Origin of the sequence: Ideonella sp. A 288 (genome assembly GCF_002198735.1) — a bacterium.
In the GTDB taxonomy this organism is placed as follows: Bacteria; Pseudomonadota; Gammaproteobacteria; order Burkholderiales; family Burkholderiaceae_C; genus Pseudaquabacterium.
Genome location: NZ_MWLO01000082.1, coordinates 1 through 16722, shown reverse-complemented (window position 1 = coordinate 16722; position 16722 = coordinate 1). Strand labels below are relative to the sequence as shown.

Here is a 16722-nt window from a genome sequence, read left to right as displayed (position 1 = left end):
ACCTGTCGCGGCTTTTCGCCGGATTCGGCGACGTGGCGGCGTGCCGCGCCACCTACACTGCAGGACCTCCGGTGCGCCCCACGCACCGGCCCGCCTGACCACCCCCCACGCACCCGCACCACGCGATCCCCATGCTGAGCTGGCTCTTCAAGAAGCGCGGCGATCCCCGCGCGACCAAGGCGGCACCCGCCGCCAACCCCGCAACCCTCCGGGCCGCAGCCGAGGCCGAGGCCGCCGCACAGGCGGCCCGCAAGGCGGCCGACAAGGCCGCCACGAAGGCGCAGCAGGCCGAGGAGGCGCGCGCCGCCTGGGCCCCGCGCCTGCAGGCGGCCGCCGGCGACGACACCGCGCTGCTGAAGGTGGCGACCGACGCACCGGTGCTCGAGATCCGCCTGGCCGCGGTCGAGGCGCTGGTGGGCGAGGCCGCCCTGAAGCAGGCCGAGCGCGAATTCCGCAGCCACGACCGCCGCATCCACCGCGTCGCCAAGCAGCGGCTCGAAGCTGCCGTGGCGCAGCGCGAGGCGCGCACGCAGGCCCAGGCCCTGATCGAGGCCGCCGAGGTGCTGGGCCGCGAGACGCCGATGCCGGTGAACCGCGTCGTCACGCTCGACCACGACTGGCAGGCCCTGGCCGCCGCCGACCTCGAACCCGGGCAGCGCGCCCGCTTCGCCGACCTGCGCGCGCGGCTCGACACGGTGATGCAAGACCAAGGCGAGCAGCAGCAGCGCCTACAGCGCTGGACCGCCGAGGCCCGCACACGGCTCGACGCGCTGCAGCAGGCCATGGCCGCCGCGGCCGCCGAGGGCCACGCCAGCGACCTGGCCGCGCCGATCGAGGCCGCACAGGCCCTGCGCGCGCAGCGGCCCGAGGCGGCCGGCAGCGCCGCCGCCACCGCCGCACTCGACGCCGCGCTGGCCGCCTCGCTGCAAGGGGCCAGCGAGCTGGCCGAGCGCCTGTCGTGGCTCGACGCGCTGGCCGAGCGCGTGGCGGCGGCCGCCGCCACAACGCCCGCGGTCTCAGCGCCGACCGCAACACCCGAGCCCGTGGCCACCGCCGCCCCCGACGACGCACCGCCCGATGTGGCGCCGGCGAGCGGCCCTGCGGCGGACACCGCGTCGGTTGATGCGGTCCCGGCGGACACGCGCGCCGAAGTCCCCGCGCCGGCCGAGGCCCTGGGCGCGGCCGAGGGGCCCGCCGAGACCGGCGAAGGCGCTGCGCCCGCGCACGTCGTCGCGGCCCTGGACGAATCGGCAGCAGGCACCTCGGGCGACGCGCCCGTGGCCAACGCGGCGGCCGACCCGGTCGATCCGGCGCCCGCCGCGGTCGCCACTTCGGCCACCGCTTCGGCCACCACACCGGCCAGCGTCCCCGCGGCCGAGCCGCATCCCACGGTCGGCGCCATCCAGCGATGGCGTGCCCTGCCGCCGCTGGCCGACACCGGCTTGGCGGGGGTGCTCGACCAACGCTTCACGCAATGGATGCGCGCGCACACGCCGGCCCGTCCGGCCGCGCCGCCGGTGGCGCCTGTGGTGGCACCGGCCGCGCCCAAGGCGCCGAAGGCCCCCAAGGTGCGCACGCTCGATGCCGCGCAGCGCGAGCGCATCGACGCCCTGCTGCTGCAGGCCGAAACCGCGGTGGCCGAAGGCCAGCTGAGCGAACTGCAGGCCCACCTGCAGGCCGTCGACAGCGTCATCGAGCATGCCGGCGGCGCCGTGCCGCCCGACGCGCTGCGCAACCGCCTGCTGCACCTGCAGGCCGAGCGCGCGCGCCTGAACGACTGGCGCCAGTGGGGCGGCGGCCGTGCCCGCGAAGACCTGGCCGACGAGGCCGAGGCCCTGGCCCGCGCCACGCTGGCGGCGACCGAGGCCGCGGCCCCTGCCACGGGCGAGGCGCCCACGACCGACCAGGCGACCACGGCCACCGATGGCGCCCCGGCCGCTGAACCGGTCGAGGCGCCGGACACCGCCGGCCTGGCCGATTCGCCCACCGACGCACCCATCGACGCCCCCATCGACGGCCTGGCCGACGATGAAGCCCACACCCCGGCCGACACCGCGCCCTTGGCCGAAGCCGAGCCGTCGATCGACGCTGCCGCCCCGCCAGCGGACGCCCCGCAGGCGCTGGATGCGGCGCCCGCTGCCGACACCGCCCCGGCCCCGGCCGACGCCATCGACGCCGCGCCGGCACTGGCCGCCGACGCCACCGATGGGACTGCCGTCAGCGCCACCGCCGCAGACGCCGTGCCGGCCGCGCGGCCGCCCCGCGCGCCGAAGGCGCCCAAGGTGCCGCCCAAGGCCGCCAAGGCCCCGCGCGCACCCCAGGCCCCCAAGCTCAACCTGAAGGCCCATGCCGACGCCATCCAGGCCCTGCGCCAGCGCTGGAAGGCGCTGGACCGCCTGGGCGCTGCCGCCAGCCAGGCGCTGTGGCAGCGCTTCGACGCCGCGCTGACCATCGCCTACCAGCCGGTGGCCGCGCAGCAGGCCGCGATGAAGGCCGCCCGGCAGGACAACCTGCGCGCCCGCGAGGCCCTGCTGGCCACGCTGGACGCGGTGCCGGCCGAGGTGCCCGAGGGGCCCGCCGAGGCCATCGGCGCGCACTGGAAGGCCGTGATGCGGGCGCTGGACCAGTTCCACACCGCGTGGCGACAGCTCGGCCCGATCGAACACACCGCGCCGGCCGCCTCGCGCGAGCCGCTGAATGCGCGGCTGCGCAGCAGCCTCGAGCGGCTCGAGCTGCCGCTGCAGTCGGCCCGCCGCGTGGCCGAGTCACAGCGCGAACGCTTCATCGCCCAGGTGGAGGCCATGGCCGCCGAACTGGGCCGGGGCGCCGCGCCGCGCGAGCTGCCGCAGCGCGTGCGCGACCTGCAGGCCCAGTGGCAGCAGCATGCCCGCTCGCTGCCGCTGGCGCGCGGCGTGGAAGCCGCGCTGTGGACCCGCTTCCGCGCCGCCACCGACGCCGCCTTCGCGCAGCGCGAGGCCGTCTTCAACGCCCGCGATGCCGAGCTGAGCGCCGAGCTGGCCAAGGCCGAAGCCCTGGTCGCGCGCCTGGCCGAGGTGACCGACGACACGCCGGCCGCCGAGATCCAGCGCACGCTGGCCGAGGTCGACCGCGCCTGGTCGCAGGGGGGCGAGCTGCCCCGCGCCGCGGCCGCCGGCATCGAGGCCCGCTACCGCGAGGCCCGTGCGGCCGCGCAGGCCCGGCTGGCCGACGAGGCCACGCGCCGCTGGCATGCCCAGTGCGATGCGCTGGCGGCCCGCCTGGCGCTGTGCGAGAAGCGCGAATCCAGCAGCGACGGCGCCGACGACCTGGCCTCCCAGTGGGCCGCCCTGCCGCCGCTGCCCGAGGCCCTGGCGCAGCCGCTGGTCGAGCGCTGGGCCGCGCCGGCCGGTGCCGGCCCGATGGCCGGCGACGACGTCGACCAGTGCCTGCTGCAGCTCGAGGCCGCGTTGGACGTGCCGGCCCCGCCGGCCTGGCAGGCGGCGCGGCGCCAGCTGAAGCTGCAGGGCCTGAAGGACGCCCTCGAAGGGCGCGCCGGCGGTGCGCCCGACCCCGCCGTGCAGCAAGGCCGCTGGATGGCCTCGCTGCTGCGGCAGGCGGGCACCACCGAGGCCCAGCGCGAGCGCCTGCGGGCCCTGCTGGCTGCGCTGCGGCAGCGCCCACCGGGCGGTGCCAGCGCCCCGCAGGCCCACGGCCCGCGCGACCCCCGCGGGGCGCGCGAGCCTCGTGAGGCGCGCGAACCGCGCCAGGGCCAGCGCGAGGCGCGGTCCAGGTAACACCCCAACGACGCAACCCTCCGGCCGCTGGCGCGGCGGGAGGGTGTGTTGGTGGTGGGCGCGTAGGTGGCGGGCTGGTCAGCCCGCGGGCGAGAACACCAGTTCGGCGGGTCGCGACAGCGGCGTGAAGGCCGACTCGATGGCCGCGCGGCGCTCGAGCATGCGGCCGAACTCGACCGGCTCGATGGCCCGGCTGGTCAGGAAGCCCTGGTACTCGTCGCAGCGCATGGCCTGCAGGTAGGCCAGCTGGGCCTCGGTCTCCACGCCCTCGGCCACCACGCGCAGCTTCAGGCTGTGCGCCAGCGCGATGATGGCGCTGACGATGGCCTCGTCGTCGGGGTCGGTCACCAGGTCGCGCACGAAGCTGCGGTCGATCTTCAGCGAGGCGATCGGCAGCTTCTTCAGGTAACCCAGCGACGAGTAGCCGGTGCCGAAGTCGTCGATCGACAGCTGCACGCCCATCGTCGCCAGTTCCTGCGCGATGGCCACGCTCAGCTCGGGGTCGGCCAGCAGGATGGATTCGGTGACCTCGATCTCCAGGCAGCGCGCCGGCACGCCATGGGTGCGCAGCGCCTTGGCCACCAGGCCCGGCAGGCCGCGCTCGCGCAGGTGGGTGGAGGCCAGGTTGACGGCCACCGGCACCGTGTCCAGCCCGGCGGCATGCCAGGCCGCGCTCTGCGCGCAGACGGTCTCGATCACCCATTCGCCGATCGGGATCACCAGGCCGGCATCCTCCACCAGCGGGATGAACTCGGCCGGCGGCAGCAGGCCGCGCTCGGGGTGCTGCCAGCGGATCAGCGCCTCGGCACCGACGATGCGGCCGCTGACCACGTCGACGCGCGGCTGGTAGTGCAGCACGAACTCCTGCCGCTCCAGCGCGCGGCGCAGCCGCGTCTCCATGCGCAGGCGGTCCAGCGCGCGGGCGTTCATCGAGCGGTCGTAGAGCTGGAAGCCGCCGCGACCCGCCGCCTTGGCGCGGTACATGGCCGTGTCGGCGTTCATCAGCAGGGTGTCGATGTCGGCGCCGTCCTCAGGGAACATGGCCACGCCGACGCTGCCGCCGACGAAGATCTCGGTGCCCTGGATGGTCACCGGCTCGTTGAGCGTGTCGACCAGGCGCTGCGCCACCGCGGCGGCATCGTCGGGGTTGGGCACGTCGGTCAGCAGCACGATGAACTCGTCGCCGCCGAGCCGCGCGATGCTGTGCGGCAGGTCGTCGCCGTTGCAGCGCGACAGCGAGTCGTGCGAGCGCAGCACGCCGGCCAGCCGGCCGCTGGCATTGCGCAGCAACTCGTCGCCGGCGTTGTGGCCCAGCGTGTCGTTGACGCGCTTGAAGTTGTCGAGGTCGACGAACATGATCGCCAGCCGGCGCTGGTAGCGCCCGGCCTGCGCGATGGCCTTGCCGAGCTGCTCGCTGAACAGCAGCCGGTTGGGCAGGCCGGTGAGCGGGTCGAAGTAGGCCAGGCGGCGGATCTGCTCCTCGGCGTCCTTGCGGCGCGAGATGTCGTGCACCGCGCCGGCCAGGCGCAGCGCCGGGCCCTCGGGCTGGCGCTCGATCACCTCCACCTGCTGGTGCACGTGGCGCACGGCGCCGTCGGGCATCACGATGCGGTGGTCGATGGCGAAGCCTTCGCCGTTGGTCACCGCGCGGTCGCAGGCCTGGTGCAGGCGTTCCGAGTCGTCGGGGTGCACCGTGGTGAAGAAGCCCTCGGCGGGCACCGCGCGGGTGTCGCGCTCGTGGCCGAAGATGCGCCAGGCCTGCTCCGACGGCGCGATGCGGTCGGCGCGCAGGTCCCATTCCCAGTCGCCCATCTCGCCGATGCGCTGGGCGTTGGACAGGCGGCGCTGGTTCTGCTGCAGGTCGTTGATGGCGGCGCTGGCGCGCAGCATGTAGCGCACCCGGTGGGGCAGCACGGCCCAGTTGATGGGCTTGGTGATGAAGTCGGTGGCGCCGGCCTCGAAGGCGCGGTCGATCGACTGCGTGTCGTCCAGGCCGGTCATCATGACCACCGGCACGCGGTCGCCGCCGGGCATCTGGCGCAGCTGGGCGCAGGCGGTGAAGCCATCCATCACCGGCATGCTCACGTCGAGCAGCACCAGGTCGGGCATCTCGGCCTGGATGGCCTCGAGCGCGGCCTGGCCGTCGCCGGCCTCGCGCACGCTGAAGCCCACCTTGGTGAGCGTGGCGCGCGTCAGCCGGCGCCCACCGGCGTCGTCGTCGACGACCAGGATGCGGGGTTGCGTGTTCATGCGGGCTCCTTCATTTCGGCGCGCAGCACCGGCTGCACGTTGGCCAAGAGGGCCTCGATCGCGGCCACGAGCTCCGCCGCATCGCTGGTCTCGCCGGCCTTGCACTGGCGCTCGAGTCGGCGGCACAGTTCACCCACCGACTTGGCGCCGACGTTGTAGCTCGCCGACTTCATGCCGTGCGCCACGCGGCCCAGCTCGGCCCAGTGTTCGGTGCGCAGGGCCTCGTGCATGCGGGCGATCGACGGCGGCACCTCGTCGAGGTACATCTGGATCACCTCGCAGAGCACGGTGCCGTCCTCGTCCACGGCGCGGATGTTGTCCAGCGCGGCCTGGTCGAGCAGGCTCTCGCGGGCCTCGGGCTGGTGCGGGCGGCGGGCGGCGTCGGCGTCGGGCTCGGCGTTGCGCTCCACCAGTTCGGTGGGCAGCCAGCGCTCCATGATCGTGGCCAGCTGCTTGCGCGTGTAGGGCTTGGCCAGGTGGTCGTCCATGCCGGCGGCCAGGCAGGTCTCGGCGTCGCCGACCAGCGCGTTGGCGGTCAGCGCCACCACCGGCGTGCGAGGGCGGGCCGGGTCGGCCGCTTCCAGGTCGCGGATGGCGCGGGTGGCGGCATAGCCGTCCATCACCGGCATCTGGCAGTCCATCAGCACGATGTCGTAGGCGCCTTCGCGCATGGCGCGCAGGGCCTCTTCGCCATTGGGCACGATCTCGTAGGTGCAGCCCAGGGCCTTGAGCATGTTGCGCGCCACGACCTGGTTGACCCCGTTGTCCTCGGCCAGCAGCACGCGGGCCAGGATCTTGGGCAGGCGGTTGTTGGCGGCGCCGGCCGCGGGCTCGGCGATGCTCTCGCCGATGGTCTGCGCCAGCGCGCGGAACAGGTCCTGCCGCTTCACCGGCTTGGACAGGTAGGCGCCGATGCCGGCGGCGCGGGCGCGGGCCAGTTCGTCGGGCGAGTGCAGCGAGGTCACCAGCACCAGGCGCACATGCGACAGCATGGGGTCGTTGCGCATCGCATTGGCCAGCGCGATGCCGTCCATGCGCGGCATCTTCATGTCGATGACGGCGATGTCGAAGGGGTCGCCCGCGGCGTGCGCCTCGCGCAGCCGCTCCAGCGCATCCAGCCCGTCGGGCGCGGTGGCGCAGCGCATGCCGCCGGCCACCACGTGGTGCTCGAGGATCTCGCGGTTGGTGGCGTTGTCGTCCACCACCAGCACATGGCGGCGGGCCAGCGCCCCCGGGTTGGGCACCGCCGGCACGAACTCGGCCGGCACCAGCGGCAGCGTGAACCAGAACGTGGAGCCTTCGCCCGCCGTGCTTTCGACGCCGATCGAGCCGCCCATGATCTCGACCAGGCTGCGCGAGATGGCCAGGCCCAGGCCCGTGCCGCCGAAACGCCGCGTGGTGGAACCGTCGGCCTGCTCGAAGGCCTGGAACAGGCGCTCGCGCGCCTCGTCGTCGATGCCGATGCCGGTGTCGTGCACCGCGAAGCGCATGGTCTTGTCGTCGAGCATCGACACGTCGACCACCACCTCGCCGCGGTCGGTGAACTTGACCGAGTTGCCGATCAGGTTGGTCAGCACCTGGCGCAGGCGGAACGGGTCGCCCCGCACCGCCGCGGGCAGGCGTTCGTCGATGCGGCACGCGATCTCGAGCTGCTTGGCGTGGGCCCGCGGGGCCAGCAGCTGCACCACGTCTTCCACGGCCTGGTACAGGTCGTAGTCGAGCGACTCGGTCTCGAGCTTGCCGGCCTCGATCTTCGAGAAGTCGAGGATGTCGTTGATGATCGACAGCAGAGTCTCGCCCGAGCTGCGCACGGTTTCCACGAACGGGCGCTGCTGGTCGTCCAGCGAGGTCTCCAGCAGCAGTTCGGCCAGGCCCAGCACGCCGTTCATCGGCGTGCGGATCTCGTGGCTCATGTTGGCCAGGAACTCCGACTTGGCGCGGCTGGCGTTCTCGGCGGCTTCCTTGGCGGCGCGCAGTTCCTGCTCGCGCTGCAGCAGCTGCTGCTCGGCCAGCGCGCGCTGGGTGATGTCGAAGAACACGGTGTAGACACCGACCACGGTGCCTTCGTCGTTGATGTCGGGCACGTGGCGGCCCGAGTGCCAGACCGAGTTGCCGAGGCGGTCGATGCGGTGGCGCTCCAGCGGCACCGGCTCGCCGCGCAGGGCGTCGCGCAGCTTGGGTTCGATGTCGGCCCAGACGCGGTCGCCCACCACCTCCTGCACGTTGCGGCCGGCGATGTCGGCATCGGTCTTGCCCAGCCACTGCTCCTGCGCGCGGTTGATGTAGCGGTAGTGCAGGCCGGCGTCGATGTAGGACACCGTGACCGGGATCTGGTCCATGATGATGCGCAGGCGCCGCTCGCCGCGCTGAGCCGATTGCAGCGCCAGCCGGTCGGTGGTCACGTCCATCGCGCAGAGGTCGCAGCCGTCGACCTGGCCGTCGGCATTGCGGCGCGGCGACAGCTCGACCATCAGCCAGCGCTCGGGCAGCGAGCCGCGCACCGAGCAGCAGCGCAGGTGCTGCCGCTCGCCCGACTTCAGCACCTCGGCCACGGCCTGGCCCAGGGCCTCGCCGTCGACGGGGCCGAACGCCGTGGCGATGTGCTGTCCCGGCAGGTCTTCCAGCGGCACGCCCAGCCAGTCGGCCATGGCCGGGCTGGCGCTCAGGCAACGCACCTCGGCATCGAGGCTCACCGACAGTGCGGTGGTCGGCACCGGCGGGGCCGCGACCACTGCCGCGGCAGCCGGGTCCGCCGCAGGGACGACCTCGACGATGGTGCGCACGAGCGCGGCGCGGTGTCGCACCGACGCCACCAGCAGGCCGAGTGCGACGACGGTGAACGGCGCACTCAGCCAGGGCACGACCGTGCCGCCGAACAGGTCCAGCGTCAGTGCGCCGAGGATGCAGATGCCGAGCAGCGTGTCGAGCGCCCAGCCCTCGCCTCGCCGCAGCGGCGGCAGCTCGGGAGATTCGGCCGCAGGCAGGGGGCGCGCGGCGGCCTGGGCGCTCGAGGCCGGTCGAACGTCTGCCGGGGTATCGGAGTGAAGGCTCACAGGGCGCTCCAGGTGGTGTTCAGGCAGGGGCGTGCATCGAAGTCGAACTCCGTGACCACGCCGTTCTCGAGTTCGAGCCGCTCGCGCATGCCGATCAGCTCGCCCATCACGCGCGCCACACCCTTGCTGCCGACGAGCAGGGGCCGCAGCGCGAGCTGGGACTTGATGTTGCGAAGTGCCCGCGCGATGCGGTCGATGAACTCGGCGTCCGACTCGCCGCCCGGGGGCGTGCAACGGGCTTCGAACCAGGGCTGCGTCTCCTGGATGGGTCGCAGGTTCCATTCGCCCAGGCGGCGTTCGGCGAAAGCCGGCTCGACGATGACCGGCGTGTCGGGCAGCAGTTCGGCGATCAGCGCGGCCGTCTCGCGGGTGCGCAGCAGGTCGCTGGTGACGATCAGGCCCACCGGCGGGTTCAGGTGGGCCACGCGCCGCGCGGCCATCACCGCCTGCTCGCGGCCCAGGTCGGTCAGCGGGATGTCGAGGTCGCCGCCGCAGCGCAGGCCGGCCAGGTTGGCGGCCGTGGCGCCGTGGCGCACGAAGCGCAAGGGCAATCGAGGGGGTTCAGCAGACATGAACGGGTACTTCAACATCAAGTCAGGGGCTCGGGTCGGCCGCGCGGTCAGCGCAGCGCGCCCATCGGTGCGAACGGGATCGGGTTGCCCGGGAAGGCCTCCCGCGACGGCGCGTGCAGCACGCTCCACTCGCGGCCTTCGGGCGGACGGCCGTCCAGCCACTGGCGGATGAAGTCAATGTGGTTGCGGTCGGCCAGCAGCGGCGTGTGGCCGGTGTCGGGCACGTGCATGACCATGATGTCCTTGTGCCTCGACATGCGGCGGATCGTCGGCTCGAACAGCGCGTCCGACTCCATGCCGTGGATCAGCAGCACCGGGCAGTGGACGCCCTTCCACTCGTGCCACTGCACCACGCTGCGCTGCGCGCCGTGGCGGTAGGCCTGCATCGCGCGCACGTCGTGGCGGTAGATGCGGCCGTCCTCCTCGTCCGACCAGCGGGTCTGGTGGAAGGTGAGATTGAAGCGGATGTCGTCGCTGACCGGGCCGTCGTTCTTGCCCGACGCGCCGACGCGGCGCAGCAGCTCGGACGGGTTGCGGAACACGTAGTGCCGCGCGATGGCATCGGCGCGGCGCTTGCGCCGGCGCGCCGGGATGTGCGGTCCGACGTCGTTGAGGATCAGGTGGCGCACCAGGCCGCGGTGCTTGGCCATCATCTCGATGGCGGCGCTGCCGCCCATCGACGAGCCCAGCACGCTGACCGGCCTGCCGCCCAGGTGCACGATGGCCTGGCGCATCTGCTCGGCGTAGGTGGACAGCGAATAGTCGCCCTCGCTGGCCAGCCAGCCCGAACGGCCGCGGCCCAGCCAGTCCATGCAGATCACGCGGTAGGTGTCGCTCAGGTCGGAAGCCAGGTAGTGGAAGCGCACCGCCACGTTGGCCACGCCGCCGCAGCACAGCAGCACCGGCGCGTCGGCCGGGCCCCATTCGGTGTAGGCCACGGTGGCCTTGTAGGGCTTCTTCAGACGCCGCGGCGTGCCCGGCTGCAGCCGGGTGGGATGCTCGTAGTCGAAGTGGCCGATCTTGAACTGGCCGTGGAAACGCCCGACCACCCGGCTGGCCAGGGCCATGTAGTCGTTCCAGCTGTTCAGCACGCGGCGCTGGCCCGGCACCGGCGGCTCCCAGGCCACGTCGGGCAGGGGGGCCGGGGCGGTGTCGCCCCAGGCGGCGTCGCGGGCCACGATGGACAGGTTGTTCTTCATGTGCCACCCCGCCGAACGGTGGACGACATCACGCCGGCGGACACCCGACATGCAGTGTGGATCGTGCCCTCGTACTTCATCTTGGACCCTGGTGTGTTAGTCGGTTCACCGCACCACGCTGGTGCAGATTTCCGCTCGCCTTGGGACGATCCGGCACAGGCTGGCTGGTCCGGATCGCGTCGACCCAACCTGTATCGGCAACGCCCAGTCACGACTTGAGCCGCAAACGCGCAGTTGTTCCGGCGATTGCGGGGGGCCGGGATCGGTTCAAGTTGAGGTCCGGGCGGCCGAAAACCCAGAAGTCGCCCGGCTGCGTCACCCACCGCCGGGCCAGGAGTGCCAATTTCATGGATTCGACCAAACACCGAATGATTGCAGTCGCCGTGCTCGTGTGCGGCTTCGCCGTCGGCATGGCCGGCCTGCTGAACTACTTCAAGTACCGCAGCACGGCCAACCGACTCGTCACCGAGCGCCTGGTGGTCACCGGCAAGTCGGTCGAGAGCAGCATCCAGGCCGCGCTGGCGCTGGGCATGCAGTTCGGCGACATCGGGACCCTGCCGGGCACGCTGGACCGCGAGCGGGCCACCGACAACCTGATCATGGGCATCGACGTCTTCGACACCGAGGGCCGGCTGCTCTACACCACCGACCGGCTGCGATCGACGCGGCCGGTGCCACAGACCTGGCTGGCCGCGGCGCGCAAGGCCGTCAAGGACAACTGGTTCGTGGAATCCGACCAGGAGTCCGCCGCCGGCATCTCGGTCAAGAACAACTTCGGGTTGACCATCGGCTACCTGGCCATCCGCTATTCGGGCGACCAGGTGCGCGACGCGGCCTACACCGTCGGCAAGCGCCTGGCACTGTCGACGCTGCTGGTGTTCGGCATCTCGGCCGCGCTGTCGTCGCTGGCGGTGCTGGCGGTGATGCGGCGGCTGACCCGCGACGTGCAGGCCGTCGAAGGCGCGCTGCGCTCGGGCGACGCCTCGCGCGCCGCCACGGTGGCCGCCGACGGCCCCTTCGGCGCGGCCCTGCAGCGCTTCGTGCAGACCACGCAGGGCGCCGAACGCGAGATCTCGGACCTGCGCGCCCGCATGCAGAGCGGTGCGCGCGCCCCGGTGGCCGCCCGGCCGGCCGAGGCTCCCACAGTCCCCACCGGGGATGAACGACGCGAGGCCGCCGCCTGGGGGCAGACATGAACAACACCTACCTTCGCGGCATCTACCTGCGCCTGGCCGGCGCGGTGACGCTGGTCGTGATGATCGCCCTGGTGGCGAACGCGGTGCTCTCGCACCGCACCTTCGAACAAGCGCTGGCGCCGCAGATGGCCAGCAAGGTGGCCAGCGTCGGCGCCTCGGTGCGTGCGCTGGTGCTCAAGGCGGTCGAGAACGGCGTGCCGTTCAATGAACTGTATGGCGTCAACGAGCGCTTCGACGACATCAAGGACGAGGCGCCCGAGGTCACCTACGTGGCCATCGCGGACGCGCAGGGCGCGATCCGCCACGAACACTCCAAGGCCCCCGCCGGCCTGCCCGAGTACTTCAAGAGCCAACCCGTGCTCGACCTGCTGAAGACGCCCGACGCGGTGCCGCCGGCGGTGCGGGTGGGCAGCATGTACATGGTGTCCATGCCCATCGCCTCGCCCGACCAGACGCTGGGCATGCTGCACATCGGTGTGGACGTGCGCTTCGTCGACGAGATGGTGCTGGACATGCTGTTCGACGTGATCGTCGTGCTGGTGGTGTCGCTGTTCTTCACGCTGGAACTGCTGCACTTCATGGCCGGCGCCAAGCTCGAGGCCTCGCTGAAGGAACTGGGCGCGGCCTTCGAGCGCGGCGCCTCCGGCAACTTCGCCACCCGCAGCCGCCTGCGCGACGAGCAGGCCTTCGGCACGCTGCTCAAGCTGATGGATGCCACGCTGGCACGCATCAACCAGTCCTACGCCGCGCTGGCCAAGGACGTCGACAACGGACGCCACGTGCCCGCGCACGAGCGCCACCCCGGCCTCACCCAGGCCCAGACCGGCCTGCAGTCGCTGGGCCGGCGCATGCGCTTCGGCACCGACAAGGCCCCCGACCTGGCCGAGGAAAGCCAGCTGCCCAAGGTGCGCGCGCCGCTGTTCGTGTTCATCCTGGCCGAGGAGCTGACGCGCTCGTTCCTGCCGGGCTACGTCAACGAGCTGCAGGTGCCAATGGCCGGCATCTCGCCGCAGGTGGTGGTCGGCCTGCCGATCGCGCTGTTCATGTTCATCGTGGCCATCGGCCAGCCCTTCCTGGGCGTGTACTGCGAGCGCGTCGGCCACCGCCGCACGATGCTCGTCGGCGCGGCGATCGCCGCCGGCGGCTTCCTGGCCACCGCGATGGCCGTCGGCGTGTTCGACCTGCTGCTGTGGCGCTCGCTTTGTGCGTTGGGCTATGCCATGGTCTTCGTCGCCGGCCAGGCCTACGTGCTGGACCACGCCACGCCGACCACGCGGGCCAGCAGCTTCGCGCTGTTCGTCGGCGCCATCATGGCGGCCACCGTGTGCGGCCCGTCGATCGGCGGCATCCTGGCCGACAACATCGGCGTGCGCCCGACCTTCTTCATCGCCGCGCTGCTGGCGGCCAGCTCCATCCTGGTGATCCGCCAGATGCCGGCCACCCGCGCCGCCGTGCAGGGCCGGCAGGCGGTGCGCCTGCCCACGCTGCGCGAGATCGGCGGCCTGGTGCTCAACCGGCGCTTCATGACCGTCACCGGCCTGGCCGCGATGCCGGCCAAGATCCTGCTCACCGGCGTGTGCTTCTACCTCATCCCGCTGTACATCACCTCGGTGGGCAGCACGCAGGCCATGGCCGGCCGCATCCTGATGACCTATGCGGTCATGATGGTGGTGCTGGCCCCGGTGACGGCCACGCTGGCCACCACCAGCGAGCGCATGCACTGGCTGGTGGGTGGGGGCCTGGCGGTCTCCGGCATCGGCGGACTGATCATGCTGGCCGGCGGCGGCGTGGGCTGGGTCTTCCTGGCGGTGACGCTGGTGGGCCTGGGCCAGTCGATGTCGATCTCGGCGCAGAGTGCGCTGGTCAGCGAACACTGCGCCCCCGAGATCGCCCGCCTCGGCGAAGGCGTGGTCTACGGCGTCTACCGCCTGCTCGAACGCATCGGCAACGCCCTGGGGCCGTTGATCGCCGCGGCGCTGGTGCTGCGCTTCGACTACCGCACCGGCTTCGTGGCCATCGGCGGTGCCGTGCTGGCCTGTGGCGTCGGCTTCGTGCTGTCCACCCGCCATGGCACCAAGCCCGCGCTGGCTGCCGCCTGAACCTGCCCTTGCCCCTGCATGACGAATCCTGAAGGAGTGTTGCCCGTGTCCATCCCCACCACCCGCCGCCAGTGGCTCGCGGCCGCCGCAGCCGCCGCCGCCCTGCCGGCCTCCGCGCTCGCCCAGGGTCCCGCCATCGCCAAGGGGGCCAAGCCGTTCCGCATCTACGCCATCACCTTCCGTGGCATGACCGACGTGGAAAAGGGCTTCTCCGAGTACTTCGCCTCGCGCAAGATCCCGGTGCAGATCACCTTCCGCGACCTCAACCGCGAAGCCAGCCGCATGCCGGGCTTCCTGGACGAGATCCGGGCCACCAAGCCCGACCTGATCTACGCCTGGGGCACCTCGGTCACGCTGGGCGTGGTCGGACCCTACGACGCCGTGATCCCCGGGCAGCACATCACCGACATCCCGGTGGTGTTCACGCTGGTGGCCTCGCCCACGCTGGCCAAGATCGTGCGCGACAACAAGGCGCCGGGCCGCAACGTCACCGGTGTCACCCACGTCGGGCCCACCGACGCGCAGATCCGCGCGATGGCCGCGTACCGTCCGTTCCAGACCCTGGGCGTGCTGTACACGCCCAGCGAGAAGAACTCGGTCGTCGTGCTCGAGGACATCCGCCGCCTGGGCCGCGAGAGCGGCTTCCACACGGTGGAGCGCACCTTCCGCATGGACGCGCAGCGCAAGCCGGTGGCCGACGGTGCCGCCGACCTGGTGCGCGAGCTCAAGGAGGCCGGCGCACAGTGGCTGTACCTGCCGCCGGACAGCTTCCTGGGCACGCTGGCCGAGGGCATCATCATCCCCGCGGCGATGGAGCTGGGCCTGCCCACCTTCGCCTCGACCGAGCAGCTGATGCAGGCCGGCGCGCTGTCGGGCCTGGTCAGCCGCTACTACAACATCGGCCAGTTCACGGCCTTCAAGGCCGAGCAGATCCTGGTCGGCAAACAGGCCGCCTCGACCATCCCGGTGGAAACGCTCAAGCGCTTCTCGTACCAGATCCGCATGCCTGCGGCCAAGCGGCTGAACCTGCCACCGCCGCTGCCGATGCTGGGCTACGCCGAGCTCATCACCACCGAAAGCACGACCGCGCCCTGAGCGCGCAACCCCGCGACGCTGCCGCCCCGGCGCGTCGCGCAGGCGCCAGGCCGTGGGCAACGGGCCGGTTAAGCTGGCCCGGATGCGTGCCCGCGACCTGACCGACCTGCTGCTGCTCAGCCTGCTCTGGGGCGCCGCCTACCTCTTCATGCGTGCCGCGGTACCGGCCTTCGGCCCGGCGCCGCTGGTCAGCGTGCGCCTGTGCATCGCCGCGCTGATGCTGGCGCCGCTGATGCTGGCGCGCGGCGGCCTGGCGTCGCTGTGGGCGCACCCGGTGCCCCTGATGGTGGTTGGCGTGCCCTTCACCGCCCTGCCCTTCCTGCTGCTGGCCTTCGCGTCACTGCACATCACGGCCGGGCTGGTGGCGGTGCTCAATGCCACGGCGCCGATGTTCGCGGCGCTGGTCGGCCATTACCTGCTGAAAGACCGGCTGACCGGCTGGCGGCTGGCCGGCCTGGTGATCGGCTTTGCCGGCGTGGCCGGATTGGTGTGGGGCAGCGCCTCGTTCAAATCGGCCGATGGCCTGCTGGCGGTGGCCGCGGTGCTGGTCACCTCGGTCGTCTGGGGCCTGGGCGCGCAGTACACCCGATCGCGCCTGTCCGGCGTCGACCCGCTGGTCATCACGGTGGGCAGCCTGGCGGCCGGTGGACTGACCCTGCTGCCCCTGGCCTGGGCGCAGTGGCCGCCGCAGCCGCCGAGTGTGCGGGCCTGGGCCGAGGTGGTGTTCCTGGGCGTGGCCAGCTCCGGTCTGGGCTTCGTGCTGTACTTTCGCCTGCTGAGGCGCATCGGCCCGGTGCGCGCGATGTCGGTGACCTTCCTGAACCCGGTGGTGGCGATGGTGGCGGGCGCCCTGTACCTGGGCGAGACGGTGACGCTGCAGATGGCCGTGGGCGGCGCGGTGGTGCTGCTGGGCACGGCGATGAGCCTGGGGCTGATCGGCGACCGCACCACACACCGCGACGCCGCGCGTTGAGCGCACCGCGGACCCAGTTGACACCTGCCGCGGGATCGGCGTTCACTGAGCCAAGTCGATGCGACATGCTTCTTTGGGCTCGCAGCGGACGTTCTGCGTGCAGTTGGGGCTGGACCGTGTCGTGACGTTTCGGCGCTGAGGCGGCAAAGCCGCGGCCGGGCAGGCCGCAGCACGCGACCTCCGGCGGTCGGCGCTGCGCGCCGACTTCCCACCGCCGATCGGGCCGTCGCCCCCGGCGTCCACTTTGCTCCGCGCACTGCGTGCGCTGCGCACGGCGCCGCCGAGTCAGTTCACGAGGCGCGCCGCTGCGCGGCGCGCTGGGCCGCCAGCCCGATCGTCGGTGGCGCCTGCCACGCGAGCTGCGGCCTGCCCGTCCGCGGCTTTGCATCACCGGCGGTGGCGGTCGAAGAGGGGGTTCCTCGTGGTGCGCCACCCATGGTTCCGCGCGGCAGGCGGCGGCCGGCGGGGGCGCTGTGTGTGGCGGCGAGAAGCGCAGGCTCGGGGGCGGCGCG

Annotated in this window: 10 protein-coding genes; 5 read left to right on the top strand and 5 right to left on the bottom strand. The window is 72.6% G+C overall.

The window, feature by feature from the left end:
- Positions 1–131: 131 nt before the first annotated feature.
- Complete coding sequence (locus EOINJALH_RS06995; protein WP_088279630.1) at positions 132–3773, top strand: DUF349 domain-containing protein; 3642 nt, start codon at positions 132–134, stop codon at positions 3771–3773.
- A 78-nt stretch (positions 3774–3851) separates the two neighbouring features.
- On the opposite strand, the gene EOINJALH_RS06990 is transcribed toward EOINJALH_RS06995, so the two are convergent.
- The 4 genes from EOINJALH_RS06990 to EOINJALH_RS06975 are packed head-to-tail and all read right to left on the bottom strand — an operon-like array spanning position 3852 to position 10847.
- On the bottom strand, positions 3852–6023 hold the full coding sequence (locus EOINJALH_RS06990; protein ID WP_088279629.1) for a bifunctional diguanylate cyclase/phosphodiesterase: 2172 nt from the start codon (positions 6021–6023) through the stop codon (positions 3852–3854).
- A complete protein-coding gene (locus EOINJALH_RS06985) occupies positions 6020–9076 on the bottom strand; it encodes a PAS domain-containing hybrid sensor histidine kinase/response regulator (protein ID WP_088279628.1) in 3057 nt (1018 codons plus the stop codon). The genes EOINJALH_RS06990 and EOINJALH_RS06985 overlap by 4 nt, the downstream gene beginning before the upstream one ends.
- On the bottom strand, positions 9073–9648 hold the full coding sequence (locus tag EOINJALH_RS06980) for a histidine phosphatase family protein (RefSeq protein ID WP_158219675.1): 576 nt from the start codon (positions 9646–9648) through the stop codon (positions 9073–9075). The genes EOINJALH_RS06985 and EOINJALH_RS06980 overlap by 4 nt, the downstream gene beginning before the upstream one ends.
- A gap of 47 nt (positions 9649–9695) precedes the next feature.
- A complete protein-coding gene (locus EOINJALH_RS06975; RefSeq protein WP_158219674.1) occupies positions 9696–10847 on the bottom strand; it encodes an alpha/beta fold hydrolase in 1152 nt (383 codons plus the stop codon).
- Positions 10848–11215: 368 nt separating this feature from the next.
- Between EOINJALH_RS06975 and EOINJALH_RS06970 the strand changes: the two genes are divergently transcribed.
- The 4 genes from EOINJALH_RS06970 to EOINJALH_RS06955 all read left to right on the top strand — a co-directional run bounded on the left by EOINJALH_RS06970 (position 11216) and on the right by EOINJALH_RS06955 (position 16210).
- On the top strand, positions 11216–12043 hold the full coding sequence (locus EOINJALH_RS06970) for a hypothetical protein (protein ID WP_088279625.1): 828 nt from the start codon (positions 11216–11218) through the stop codon (positions 12041–12043).
- Positions 12040–14142 (top strand): MFS transporter, encoded by a 2103-nt coding sequence (locus tag EOINJALH_RS06965; protein WP_088279624.1) that lies wholly within the window; start codon positions 12040–12042, stop codon positions 14140–14142. The genes EOINJALH_RS06970 and EOINJALH_RS06965 overlap by 4 nt, the downstream gene beginning before the upstream one ends.
- Positions 14143–14187: 45 nt before the next feature.
- Complete coding sequence (locus EOINJALH_RS06960) at positions 14188–15237, top strand: ABC transporter substrate-binding protein (RefSeq protein ID WP_088279623.1); 1050 nt, start codon at positions 14188–14190, stop codon at positions 15235–15237.
- Between the two features lie 82 nt (positions 15238–15319).
- On the top strand, positions 15320–16210 hold the full coding sequence (locus tag EOINJALH_RS06955; protein WP_088279622.1) for a DMT family transporter: 891 nt from the start codon (positions 15320–15322) through the stop codon (positions 16208–16210).
- Between the two features lie 290 nt (positions 16211–16500).
- On the opposite strand, the gene EOINJALH_RS32580 is transcribed toward EOINJALH_RS06955, so the two are convergent.
- Positions 16501–16722: hypothetical protein (locus EOINJALH_RS32580; protein ID WP_234413698.1), on the bottom strand; the 222-nt coding region annotated here is incomplete at its 5' end.